Origin of the sequence: Caballeronia temeraria (genome assembly GCF_001544795.2) — a bacterium.
GTDB classification, from domain to species: Bacteria; Pseudomonadota; Gammaproteobacteria; order Burkholderiales; family Burkholderiaceae; genus Caballeronia; species Caballeronia temeraria.
On sequence record NZ_FCOI02000001.1, the window covers coordinates 509674 to 521807 of the forward strand.

10 protein-coding genes and 1 tRNA gene are annotated in these 12134 nt (G+C 60.5%); all 11 read left to right on the forward strand.

The features are described 5' to 3' along the window. The first annotated feature begins 134 nt into the window (after positions 1-134). Positions 135-2117 (forward strand): acetate--CoA ligase, encoded by a 1983-nt coding sequence (acs, locus tag AWB76_RS02345; protein WP_061158488.1) that lies wholly within the window; start codon positions 135-137, stop codon positions 2115-2117. 76 nt (positions 2118-2193) lie between these two features. After that, positions 2194-2520 (forward strand): DUF4212 domain-containing protein, encoded by a 327-nt coding sequence (locus AWB76_RS02350; RefSeq protein WP_063936296.1) that lies wholly within the window; start codon positions 2194-2196, stop codon positions 2518-2520. Then, positions 2517-4541 (forward strand): sodium:solute symporter family protein, encoded by a 2025-nt coding sequence (locus AWB76_RS02355; protein WP_061158490.1) that lies wholly within the window; start codon positions 2517-2519, stop codon positions 4539-4541. The genes AWB76_RS02350 and AWB76_RS02355 overlap by 4 nt, the downstream gene beginning before the upstream one ends. A 43-nt stretch (positions 4542-4584) precedes the next feature. Then, a tRNA-Ser gene (locus AWB76_RS02360) sits at positions 4585-4674 on the forward strand. A gap of 165 nt (positions 4675-4839) precedes the next feature. Continuing rightward, positions 4840-6075, forward strand: coding sequence for a tyrosine-type recombinase/integrase (locus AWB76_RS02365; protein ID WP_061158491.1), 1236 nt, complete (start codon positions 4840-4842; stop codon positions 6073-6075). Then, complete coding sequence (locus AWB76_RS02370) at positions 6072-6755, forward strand: hypothetical protein (protein WP_157696037.1); 684 nt, start codon at positions 6072-6074, stop codon at positions 6753-6755. Before AWB76_RS02365 ends, AWB76_RS02370 begins: the two co-directional genes overlap by 4 nt. A 900-nt stretch (positions 6756-7655) precedes the next feature. Then, positions 7656-7943: a hypothetical protein gene (locus tag AWB76_RS02380; protein WP_061158494.1), complete on the forward strand. Its 288-nt coding sequence runs from the start codon at positions 7656-7658 to the stop codon at positions 7941-7943. Beyond that, on the forward strand, positions 7936-8169 hold the full coding sequence (locus tag AWB76_RS02385; protein WP_061158495.1) for a hypothetical protein: 234 nt from the start codon (positions 7936-7938) through the stop codon (positions 8167-8169). Before AWB76_RS02380 ends, AWB76_RS02385 begins: the two co-directional genes overlap by 8 nt. A 2-nt stretch (positions 8170-8171) precedes the next feature. Beyond that, positions 8172-8396 (forward strand): transcriptional coactivator p15/PC4 family protein, encoded by a 225-nt coding sequence (locus tag AWB76_RS02390; protein WP_061158496.1) that lies wholly within the window; start codon positions 8172-8174, stop codon positions 8394-8396. Beyond that, entirely contained in the window at positions 8393-8839 is a 447-nt protein-coding gene (locus tag AWB76_RS02395) for a hypothetical protein (RefSeq protein WP_061158497.1), read from the forward strand. Before AWB76_RS02390 ends, AWB76_RS02395 begins: the two co-directional genes overlap by 4 nt. Then, positions 8836-11562 carry a DUF927 domain-containing protein gene (locus AWB76_RS02400; RefSeq protein ID WP_061158498.1) on the forward strand — a complete coding sequence of 909 codons (2727 nt, stop codon included), beginning with the start codon at positions 8836-8838 and terminating at the stop codon, positions 11560-11562. Before AWB76_RS02395 ends, AWB76_RS02400 begins: the two co-directional genes overlap by 4 nt. The last annotated feature ends 572 nt before the right edge of the window (positions 11563-12134 follow it).

Here is a 12134-nt window from a genome sequence, read left to right on the forward strand (position 1 = left end):
CGGTAAAACGGAGACAAGGTTCGGGAACGCCTCGCGCGTTCCGCTTTCGAACCTCATAAACATACGGCGCGCGCAGCCCATTCAGCGATGCGCGCGCCGCCGGATTTCGGAAACACCATCAGGAGAGGTTGTCGATGTCTGCGATCGAATCGGTTCTTCAGGAAAAACGTGTATTCCCGCCGTCAGCCAAGGCATCGGCGGGTGCGGCAATCTCCGGCATGGACGCCTACAAGGCGCTGGCAGCTGAAGCGGAACAGGATTACGAGGGTTTCTGGGCGCGCATCGCGCGCGAGACGCTCACGTGGCACAAGCCGTTCACGAAGGTGCTGGATGAATCGAAGGCGCCTTTCTATACGTGGTTCGAGGACGGCGAACTCAACGCGTCGTATAACTGTCTCGACCGTCACGTCGAAGCGGGCCGCGGCAACGACAACGCGATCATCTTCGAAGCCGACGACGGCACCGTCACCAACGTCACCTATCAGGATCTGCTGGACCGCGTCTCGCGCCTTGCCAACGCGCTGAAGAAGCGCGGCGTCAAGAAGGGCGACCGCGTCGTGATCTATCTGCCGATGTCGGTGGAAGGCGTCGTCGCGATGCAGGCCTGCGTGCGCATCGGCGCGACGCATTCCGTCGTGTTCGGCGGCTTCTCGTCGAAGTCGCTGAACGAACGTCTCGTCGATGTCGGCGCGGTCGCGCTCATCACCGCCGACGAACAGATGCGCGGCGGCAAGGCGCTGCCGCTCAAGAGCATCGCCGACGAAGCGCTCGCCGCGGGCGGCTGCGAGAAAGTGAAGGACGTCATCGTGTATCGGCGCACGGGCGGCAAGGTCGCATGGGCCGAAGGCCGCGACGCGTGGCTGCACGAGATCGTCGAGAACGAATCGACGAAGTGCGAGCCGGAGTGGGTGAGCGCGGAGCATCCGCTTTTCATCCTCTACACGTCCGGTTCGACCGGCAAGCCGAAGGGCGTGCAGCACAGCACAGCGGGCATTTTGCTGTGGGCCGCGCAGACCATGAAGTGGACCTTCGACATGAAACCGGGCGACATCTTCTGGTGTACCGCGGATATCGGCTGGATCACGGGGCATAGCTATATCGCGTACGGGCCGCTTGCGATCGGCGCGACGCAGGTCATGTTCGAAGGCGTGCCGACGTACCCGCACGCGGGCCGCTTCTGGGAGATGATCGCGCGCCACAAGGTCACGATCTTCTACACGGCGCCCACGGCGATCCGCTCGCTCATCAAGGCATCGGAAGCGGATGCGAAGGTGCATCCGAAGAGCTTCGATCTGTCGACGCTGCGTCTGCTCGGCACGGTCGGCGAGCCGATCAATCCGGAAGCGTGGATGTGGTACCACGAGAACGTCGGCAAGGGACAATGCCCGATCGTCGATACGTGGTGGCAGACCGAGACCGGCGGCCACATGATCACGCCGCTGCCGGGCGCGACGCCGCTCGTGCCGGGTTCCTGCACGCTGCCGCTGCCGGGCATCATGGCCGCGATCGTCGACGAAACCGGTCAGGACGTGCCGAACGGGCAGGGCGGCATTCTGGTCGTGAAGCGTCCGTGGCCGTCGATGCTGCGCAACGTGTGGGGCGACCCGAAACGCTATCAGACGAGCTACTTCCCCGAGGAACTCGGCGGCAAGCTGTATCTCGCCGGCGACGGCGCGGTGCGCGACAAGGAAACCGGCTACTTCACGATCATGGGCCGCATCGACGACGTGCTGAACGTCTCCGGTCACCGCCTCGGCACGATGGAAATCGAGTCGGCGCTGGTCGCGAATCCGATGGTCGCGGAAGCGGCGGTCGTCGGCCGGCCGGACGATACGACGGGTGAAGCCGTGGTCGCGTTCGTCGTGCTGAAGCGCTCGCGTCCGGAAGGCGATGAAGCGAAGCAGATCGCCACGGAACTGCGCAACTGGGTCGGCAAGGAAATCGGGCCGATCGCGAAGCCGAAGGACATCCGCTTCGGCGAGAATCTGCCGAAAACGCGCTCGGGCAAGATCATGCGCCGGCTCCTGCGCTCGCTCGCGAAGGGAGAGGAGATCACGCAGGACGTCTCCACGTTGGAAAATCCGGCGATCCTGGATCAGCTCGGCGAAGCGCGCTGATCGTCACGCGGCCGCTGCGTCACACGCGGCGGTCGATCCTTATTGCCGACGCCATGCGGTTTTGTTAAAAAACCGCATGTCCGATTCCTCCAACCCGACGCCTGCCTCGCCGCCGCCCGTATCGGTGGCGATGGCGCGTGCGCATCGGCGCTACTGGCGTTTCAATATCGCGCTGATCGCCGTGCTGATGGCGGCCGGCTTCATCGTCTCGTTCGGCCTGCCGCTCTTTGCGCAACGCTTCGAGCATGTGCGCGTCGCGGGCTTTCCGCTGCCGTTCTACTTCGGCGCGCAGGGCGCGATTCTCGTCTATGTCGCGCTGATCCTCGTCTATATCGTGCTGATGCAGGTCGCCGATGCGCGTCTCTCGCGCGCCGCCCGCGCCGAACAGGGCGACGCCGCATGAAGCTCACGAACCGGCTGATCCTTTCCTACGCGCTCTATACGCTCGGCTTTTTGCTGTTCATCTTTTTGATGGAGCGCATCGAGCGCACGACGGGACCGGGCACGTGGATCGGCTACGTGTTCCTGTTCGTGCCGATCGCGGTGTATGCGGTGATCGGCCTGTTGTCGCGCACGTCGGATCTCGTCGAGTACTACGTGGCGGGGCGGCGTGTGCCGTCCGCGTTCAACGGCATGGCGACAGCCGCCGACTGGCTCTCGGCGGCGTCGTTCATCGGTCTCGCGGGTTCGATCTACGCGAGCGGCTACGACGGCCTCGCGTACGTGATGGGCTGGACCGGCGGCTATTGCCTCGTCGCGTTCCTGCTCGCGCCGTACGTGCGCAAGCTCGCGCGCTACACGATTCCCGATTTTCTCGGCACGCGCTTCTCCAGCAATCTCGTGCGCGCGCTCGCGGCCGTCGCGGCGATTCTGTGTTCGTTCGTCTATCTCGTCGCGCAGATTCAGGGCATCGGGCTGATCGCGTCGCGGTTCATCGGCATCGAGTTTTCGATCGGCATCTTCTGCGGCCTCGCGGGCATTCTCGTGTGCTCGTTTCTCGGCGGCATGCGCGCGGTGACGTGGACGCAGGTCGCGCAATACATCATTCTCATCAGCGCGATGCTGATTCCGGTGTCGATGATCGCGCATCGCGAAGGGCTCGGCTGGTTTCCGCAATTCAACTACGGGCGCGTGATGGAGCGCGTCGAGTCGCTCGAGCGGGCAGTCGCCGCATCGCCCGACGAAGCGCGCGTGCGCGCCGCTTATCAGCAACAGGCCGCGCAGATTCAGCAGCGCATCGACGCGCTCCCGCAGTCGTTCCATGACGAGCGCGCGCGCCTCGCCGGTGAGATCGCGGAATTGCGCCGGCATAACGGCCCGCTGCGCGAGATCAACGAGCGTGAGCGCGAACTGGCCGCTTTTCCGCGCGATCCTGCCGATGCGCAAGCCAAGTGGTCGCGCGAACGCGATGCGTTGATCGAGCGCGTCGCGGCGCCCGTGCCGATGGCCGAAGCGTTCGCGCCCGGCTCGGCCGGCGACGAAAGTCCGCGCGTGCATCAGATCAACTTTCTGTCGCTGCTTTTGTGTCTGTCGATCGGTACTGCCAGCCTGCCGCACATCCTCACGCGCTACAACACGACGACGTCGGTATCGTCGGCGCGGCGCTCGGTTGGATGGACGCTGTTCTTCGTCGCGCTCTTCTATCTGACGGTGCCGGTGCTCGCGGTGCTGATCAAGCACGAGATATTGACGGGGATCGTCGGTCATCGTTTTGCGGATTTGCCGCAATGGGTCACGCAATGGCGGCGCGTGGAGCCGTACCTGATCCGCATCAGCGACGTGAACGGCGACGGCATCGTGCGCTGGGCCGGCATTCAGATGCAGCCGGATATGGTCGTGCTCGCGGCGCCCGAAATCGCGGGATTGCCGTATGTGATCTCGGGGCTGATCGCGGCCGGCGCGCTGGCGGCGGCGTTGTCGACGGCGGACGGGCTGCTGCTGACGATCGCCAACGCGCTGTCGCACGACGTGTATTACTGCATGGTCGACCGGCGCGCGACGAGCCAGCGGCGCGTGACGATCTCGAAGATTCTGCTGCTCGGCGTGGCGCTGCTCGCGTCGTATGTGGCGTCGCTGAACGCGGGCAATATCCTGTTTCTCGTCGGCGCGGCGTTTTCGCTGGCGGCGTCGAGTCTCTTTCCGGCGCTCGTGCTCGGCGTGTTCTGGAAACGCACGACGCAGCGCGGCGTCGTCGCGGGCATGATCGCGGGGCTCGTCGTGTGCGTGTATTACATCGTGTCGACGTATCCGTTTTTCGTGCAGTTGACGGGTTTCGCCGGGCCGCGCTGGTTCGGCATCGAGCCGATCAGCTCGGGCGTGTTCGGTGTACCGGCCGGTTTCGCGGTGGCGATCGCGGTGAGTCTTTTCGATCGCAAGCCGGATGCGTACACGCGCGCGCTCGTCGATTACATTCGTCATCCGTAGGGGCTGGCGCAGTCGCGGGAACTTGGTATAATCGCGGTCTTCCGGAGAGATGGATGAGTGGTTTAAGTCGCACGCCTGGAAAGCGTGTATAGGGTAAAACCTATCGGGGGTTCGAATCCCCCTCTCTCCGCCAGGACACCCCTCTTAGACGGTCCGATTTCATCGGATTTAGTCGTCAAAACCCCCGCCAGATAAGGCTTTCAGCCGATTCCCCCAAAGATCACAAGTCGGAACCCATTGCCTTTCCTCGGCATAAGTCGTAAATTTTTAGGCGGGTAGGTTGGCGGGTAGAAACTGAATGCCTCGAATTGCACAAGAGTTGGGTGCGCTAGCCGTGTCACGCCTGTCTGAGCCAGGTACGCATGCGGTAGGCCGAGTTGCTGGATTGATGCTCCAAATCTCGACGAGCGGTGCTCGGTCGTGGATCTTGCGAACAACGATTGCCGGACGTCGCCGGGAGATAGGCCTCGGGCCATACCCGGCGGTGTCGCTGAAGGACGCGCACGCAAAAGCTCAGGCAATGCGTGATGACATCGCGAATGGGGTTGACCCGCTCGTAGCCAAAGCGGAAGCAGCGAGCCGACTGCGCGCCAGTCGAGCGCTAGATGTCACATTCAAGGAAGCTGCTACACGCTTCATCGAAGCTAAAGCTCCCGAGTGGAAAAACGCAAAGCATGCATCCCAGTGGACCAACACGATCGAGGAATACGCTTATCCGAAGATCGGAGACTTGCTCGTTCGGCACATCATGCGCTCGCACGTCACTGATGTGCTCGAGCCGATCTGGACAAAGAAAACAGAGACCGCGTCCCGCCTGCGCGGACGCATAGAAGCCATTCTTGGTTGGGCTCGTGTGAAAGGGTATCGCGACGAGGGCATGAATCCGGCGGCTTGGCGCGGCAACCTTGACAAGCTCTTATCAGCACCGAAGAAGACAAAGCGCGTTCGGAATCATCCGGCGCTTTCTTTGGCCGACACGCCAGCCTTCGTCGAGGATCTCCGTAGATCGACTGGCATCAGCTTTCGGTGTCTAGAATTTCTGATCCTTACCGCTGCGCGGTCAGGGGAGGCAAGAGGAGCGCTATGGACAGAGATCGACCTTGATCGTCGTATATGGGCAATTCCTAGCGAACGAATGAAGGCTCAGAAAGAGCATCGTGTTCCGTTGTCCGATCGCGCCGTTGAACTGCTGAAAGGTATCGAACGCGACGACAAAACAGATCTGGTCTTTCGCGCGCCACGTTCGAACAAGATGCTGAGCGATATGACGCTGCTTGCGATTCTGCGCAAGAGGGGACTTAAAGCGACACCACATGGGTTTCGCTCAACATTTCGCGATTGGGCGAGCGAGCACACGAACTATCCACGCGAATTAGCCGAGGTCGCACTCGCGCATATACCCGGCGGCGCGTCGGAAATGGCTTACTGGCGAGGAGACCTACTTGAAAAGCGCCGGCGGATGATGGCTGATTGGGCAGAAACCATCGTCGGCGTTACGAAACCTGACGAACCAACGGATCGGAGCGCTGTATGAACAGTCCAGACAGATGTGCCAGCTCAGATGACAGAATTTATCAGTATATCGAATCGATCGCTGAAGATGCTCATTCAATCTGGACGGACTTAGGCATTATCATGAGTTTGGACGCTTTCATGGGAGCCTTTCTTTTTACAACAAGAGACTACGGAAGTCCAACTGCTCGCCAGTTTCTGGAGGAGTACGCAGCTTCGGTCGAGTCTACGGGTGATCAATGCGCTCGAATGCAGCGATTCATGCTAATCCGTATGTCATGCGCGTATCTCGGGGAGGCATTGCGCTATGCCGACGATGGATACCCAGATGATGCATGGGAATCGCTTCTTCTAGCGCAGCACGCTGTTACAAAGCTATCCGGCTTTATCGATGGCGAAACTAAAAATCCTAAACGTGATGCAATGCTTCAGGAGATGGCGAGACACGAAGCCGAGCGAATGATCTCGGAACGGGCTCGCAAGGCCGCTGACAAAACACATGCAGGAAATCGAGCCATTCGCGATGAGGCGTTTAAATGGCTCGACGAGCACTTTGAAAAGCGGAATTTGACGAATGACCGCGCCGCAGAACTGCTTGGCGAGATCGTTTCCAAAGAATTCAGTACGCGTCTCTCGTACGTGAAAAAGTGGAAGCAGTCAAGACAGTCTGCTGGCAGAATCGGGTGCCGGCAAAGAGACTAGGTTATCCGCGCGCAGCATAGGTGTTCGGCACGCACGCTGACTATTCACGATGGCTTATCGAGTAAAGAATTCGTATCGACCCGTCCAATCCCGGACGCTTCCAAGTCGATGCGATGAAAAATTCAGACCTTCAAGCCTTCCAGAACTTCGATAGCCTTCCTAACGCTGCTAGTGTCAGCGATACCGTTGTAGCCGCTCTGTGTGGCTGCAACGTATCGACGGTATGGGATCGTGCAAAGCGCGGCGATTTCCCAAAGCCCATCAAAATTGGTGGGTCGACCCGTTGGAACGTCGGTGAACTCCGCAAGTATTTGACGCCGGAGACCGCATAAATGCCGTTGAAAAAAAAGCTGGCCCGGAGGCCAGCAACAAGGGTCTTCGGAGGATACTGCGCTTCAATATTAGCCAGGCGAAGCAATCGGTACCATCGGTCCGGTACGAAAATCACTTGCTTGACGAAGTCGGAATCGGTCGTCTATCCTCTGATTTGTGGGAGGAGACACCTCTCGCTCGGGATTGGCGTCCCGGAGAACACAAGCGCACAACCGCGCAACGCGGTTTTTTTGTGCGCAACGCCTTTGTTCGTCCCTGTCAATGGGCGGGCTGTGGCGGGGGAGCCCTCGGGCTCGCCGGTTCCTTGTGTTCCCGGTACGCCAACCCCACCATGTGCCCGCCCACCCCAATTGGCGTTGGGGAGCGGGTTCTCAACCCGAACACAAGAGGCGACTATGCGTGCCAACGATTCCGCTCGTTCTGAGCAAACCCAATCCCCGCTTCACATTCAAATTATCAATCGCGCCCTGCGCGACGCAGCCCTCGCGCCCAGTGCGAACGATGCGCTTGACTGCTGCGCCGAAGCACTCCTTCACCTCGCTGAGATCGCTCGTGCAGAGGTGTCCCATGGCTAAGGACTTAGATCTCAAAGAGCTCGCGTCGCTTATTGGATCCGCTTCGGTCGAGTTCGCCTGCGCATCTCAGTCGTTCACCGACATCTCGGCACTATTCAACGCCCTCGGCGCACTTGCTGATGAACCGTCGCTTGTGCAACGGCTCGCCGGTCTCGGCGCACGCATGAGTGAGTCGAATGCAGCCGCCTATGAGGAGGAAGGCGCGACCTATCGAGAGCACAGCGTCGGACTAGCTGAATCGATCCGTCCGGTTGATGCTCAGGAGGTGAAGCATGCATGACATCTACGAGTTTTCTGCGAGAGCCTGGCAGATCCACGATGTGCTCCAGACGCTCTTCTCCGCACTCCCAGAGGACCAAGAAAACAGTGCAGTGCCGGTCCTCGGTGTCGTGGGCCTGTTAACGAGCCTCTCCCGCGAGCTCGCAAACGAACTCTCCGAGATCAAGGCTAACGAGCCAACTACGCACGCGCATCACACTCAGTACTCCTCATTTGGAGGCGTCTGATTATGGACAGTCAAGAACAAGTCGTGGTTGACATCCAGAAAAGCCCTACGCAGCGGATCCGGGTCTCGCATCGCTGCTTCAAGGGTCGCCAGTACGTCGATGTCCGGCTGTTGGTAGTGAATGCCGCAGGTGACTTCGTACCAACGCAAAAAGGGCTGATGGTGCGCCCTGAGTTACTGCCGCAGGTCATTCAGGGGCTGACGCTTGCCGCAAAGGAGGTCGTATGAACAGCAAAAAGAAAACTACAAAACACCAAGCCATCTTGCGCAGCGATGCAGATATTTGGGAGGAGCGCCTTCGGAAGCAATCTACCGTCGGCGGCGCGCACAATCGCGTGAACCAGAACTACGAGCTGGGCATTCCGATCGCCGAAGGCGAATACGCGAGCCCTACTGAATGCGTGCTCATGTGCGGCTTTCTCGTGTTCCACGCAAAGCATGCCGATGATGACGTGCGCCAGTTTGCACGCCGCGTCCTCGACGTGGTGTTTGCTGCGGCCGCTGAGAAGGGATTCCGCCGTACCGATCTGCTCGAAACCATGATGTCCAAGCGCGAACCTTCGCCGCGCATGCGCGTTCTCGCGGGGCAAGCGACGGCAGCGATCGGCAGCAACCTCGCTTTCGCTCGCGTAGTTGCACGCGCAGGTGTGATTGCGGGAGGAAAGCAATGAGCACCGTTTTTGACAATCATCAGCGGATCCTCGAAGCGCTGTCGTTCATCCCGCCGGACGTCGATCGCGACGTTTGGTTTCGCGTCGCCGCCTCTTTAAAGCATGAGGAAGGCGACGCGGGCTTTGAGATATTCGATCAATGGAGCCAGGGCAGCCCGAACTACGTCGCGGCGGACGTTCGCGACACGTGGCGTTCGATCCGTCCTGATGGCGGCATCACCATCGCTACTTTGTTTGCGATCGCAAAGAGGTACGGCTACAACCCGCGCGCGAAGGCGGCAATTGTCGTGGATCCGGTGGAGGTTGAACGCCGCCGGACCGAACGCGATGCCCGCGTACAAAAAGAGGAGCAAAAAAGAGCGAAGGACCGCAAACATGCGGCAACGCTCGCGCTCGCCCTCATTGAGAAGTCGCAACGGGCGCGTGACGATCATCCTTACCTGGTGCGCAAGGGCGTCGCGGCGGTGGACACCCTTCGTGAGCTAGATGTCGAAAAGGTCCAGATGCTGATTGGCTATCGTCCACAGTCCGGCGGCGCGCAGCTCGAAGGCCGGATCCTGATCGCGCCGGTGATGATCAACGGCGCCGTCACCACTGTCGAGATGATCGACGAGTCAGGCCGCAAGGCCGCCTTGGCGCGCGGCGAGAAAGCCGGCGGCTGCTGGTTCGTCTGCGCAGTTCCGTTAGATTGCGCGCGCATCCTGATCGCCGAAGGCGTCGCGACCGCGCTGTCAGCTCATTTGTGCACCGGCCATGCCACGGTGGCGGCGCTCTCGGCGGGCAACCTGATGAAGGTTGCTCAGGCGATGCGAGTCGCCCATCCGAATGCCGAAATCACGGTACTCGCCGATCTCGGAAACGGGCAGCAGAAGGCGGTCGAGGCAGCTCGATCCGTTGCGGGTGCCGTGGCCACACCCGAATTCGGCGACAAACGCAACCAGGACGAGACCGACTTCAACGATATGCACACACGGTTCGGAGCGGCGGCGGTCGCCGCGCAGGTTGAACGGGCCGCGAAGCCCGATGGCGACGAGCAACCGGATAAGGGCTGCGTGCCGCGTGGCTTCTCTGTGAGCAAAGAAGGTGTGTTCTACACAGACGACGATGGCATGCCTCACTGGATCTGCTCGCCGCTTCATGTTCGCGCGCTGGTGCGTGACCGCGCCTCGGAGAACTGGGGGCGGCTGCTCGAATGGAAGGACGCCGACGATCATCCGCACGTGTGGGCGATGCCCATGGAGATGTTGCGTTCGGACGGCGCGGACATGCGTGGCGAGCTCGCACGGTTGGGGCTAGACATTGCCCCGAGTTTCCGCGCCCGCAACAAGCTCACCGAATACGTGACAACTGCCAAACCGAAGGCGCGCGGGCGATGCGTAACGCGTACAGGCTGGCACAGCGGAGCCTTCGTATTCCCAGACCAAACCATCGGCATATCAGCTGAACGCGTGATCTTTCAATCGGAGGCAATCATGCGCGCCTACTCACAGGCAGGAACGTTGGACGACTGGAAGCGCGACGTCGCCGCTTACTGCTCAGGCAACTCGCGGATGTTGGTCGCGGTCTCGACGGCGTTCGCCGGGATGATGTTGGCGTATTCCGGTCAGGAATCGGGTGGTCTGAATTTGGTTGGCGATTCGTCTACGGGCAAGACGACGGCGCTTCGCGCGGCATGTAGTGTCTATGGCGGCCCGGAATACATGCAGCGGTGGCGAGCGACGGCGAACGGCCTCGAAGGGCTTGCAGCACTCCACAACGACACCCTGTTGGTGCTCGACGAACTGGCGCAGGTCGATCCCCGCGAGGCGGGCGAGATCGCCTACATGCTGGCGAACGGCAGCGGCAAGGCGCGCGCGGGGCGAACCGGCTCGGCGCGTGCGCGGCAATCGTGGCGACTGCTGTTCCTGTCGGCCGGCGAGATCGGCCTCGCACAGCACATGCAAGCGGGCGGCAAAAAGGCCAAAGCCGGTCAGGAGGTGCGCCTCGTCGAAGTTCCGGCTGATGCTGGTCGCGGCTTCGGCCTCTTCGAGACGCTGCACGGGCAAGTCGGCGGCGCGAATCTCTCAGCGCTGATCAATGAGGGCTGCAAGCGAAGCTACGGCGTCGCCGCAATCGAGATGCTTAATGCGATCGCCAAAGAGCCCGAGGTGATCGAGCAGTACTTACGTCAGGAAACAGCCAAGTTCCTCGCCGATAATCTGCCGGGTGATGCCAGCGGGCAAGCACACCGCGTTTGTGAGCGACTCGCTCTCATCGGCTTGGCTGGCGAATATGCGACTGATCGAGGAGTTACCGGTTGGCAGCCCGGTGAGGCACTCGCGGCATCAGCGACGTGTTTTCGAGCATGGTTAGAGAACCGAGGCGGCGCGGGCAATCACGAGCAAGGCGTAATACTCTCGCACGTGAAGGCGTTCTTCGAGGCCCATGAAGAGTCGCGGTTTACCGACTTCAACGATGTGTCGGAGCGGCCGACCATCAATCGAGCGGGTTTCCGTCGCAAAGGGGATGCAGGCGTGGAGTATTTAGTCTTTCCAGAGATCTTCAAACGCGAAGTCTGCAATGGGTTCGAAGCGCGTTCGGTGGCCAAAACACTCATTTGCGCCGGCTGGATTCGCCCGTCTGCCGATGGTCGCTCTGTCCGAGCCGAGCGCATTCCTGACAAAGGTCCCACGAAAGTCTACGTTTTCACGTCCGAGATGTGGAAATATTCGTTACCCACCTGAAAAAGCGCGGGTTACACGGGTTACACGGGTTACGCAGACGGGAAGCCTTGCCACACAAGGGTTTCGGCGTAACCCGATCCGAAGAAAACGTAACCCATCGCGATTTGCACGGGTTACAGCCAGAGCGGTGTAACCCGAAACCGGGGTTACGCGATGTCTGGGTTACAAAATGGGTTACAAAAATAAGCTCTTAAATCAATAGCTTAGGCGAACGTAACCCATGTAACCCGTGTAACCCCGTATTAGAACAACTTCCGAAGCATAGTTGGGAGAACGGTGGGAGCCCCGTTACGACGATCTGCACACCTCATACAGGATAGTTCTGCCCACTGGTACATCGCCGAGATGGAGCAGCATCCGGTGTCGCAGATTGACGGCTTGAAGAGTTGCCGCGGGAGCCGGCGAAATTGCGTGGCGGCAAAATCTTGTTTGACTCATCCGCCCACTAGCCGCGCATGTGTCTGCTATTGCAATTCCGTCCGTTGCAAGCTCACCAAGCGTGCGGTTGCCGACACAGCCAACCTTCGCCGGTTACGAACTGTGTGGGCGGTAGCCCGTCCATTTGCGTTCAT

Excerpts from the sequence above, each read along its gene's own strand:
- AWB76_RS02400 (WP_061158498.1), top strand. The coding sequence starts at position 8,836 with ATGAGCACCGTTTTTGACAATCATCAGCGGATCCTCGAAGCGCTGTCG.
- AWB76_RS02385 (WP_061158495.1), top strand. The coding sequence starts at position 7,936 with ATGCATGACATCTACGAGTTTTCTGCGAGAGCCTGGCAGATCCACGAT.
- AWB76_RS02390 (WP_061158496.1), top strand. The coding sequence starts at position 8,172 with ATGGACAGTCAAGAACAAGTCGTGGTTGACATCCAGAAAAGCCCTACG.
- acs (WP_061158488.1), top strand. The coding sequence starts at position 135 with ATGTCTGCGATCGAATCGGTTCTTCAGGAAAAACGTGTATTCCCGCCG.
- AWB76_RS02355 (WP_061158490.1), top strand. The coding sequence starts at position 2,517 with ATGAAGCTCACGAACCGGCTGATCCTTTCCTACGCGCTCTATACGCTC.
- AWB76_RS02395 (WP_061158497.1), top strand. The coding sequence starts at position 8,393 with ATGAACAGCAAAAAGAAAACTACAAAACACCAAGCCATCTTGCGCAGC.
- AWB76_RS02380 (WP_061158494.1), top strand. The coding sequence starts at position 7,656 with ATGGCTAAGGACTTAGATCTCAAAGAGCTCGCGTCGCTTATTGGATCC.
- AWB76_RS02350 (WP_063936296.1), top strand. The coding sequence starts at position 2,194 with ATGTCCGATTCCTCCAACCCGACGCCTGCCTCGCCGCCGCCCGTATCG.
- AWB76_RS02365 (WP_061158491.1), top strand. The coding sequence starts at position 4,840 with ATGCCTCGAATTGCACAAGAGTTGGGTGCGCTAGCCGTGTCACGCCTG.
- AWB76_RS02370 (WP_157696037.1), top strand. The coding sequence starts at position 6,072 with ATGAACAGTCCAGACAGATGTGCCAGCTCAGATGACAGAATTTATCAG.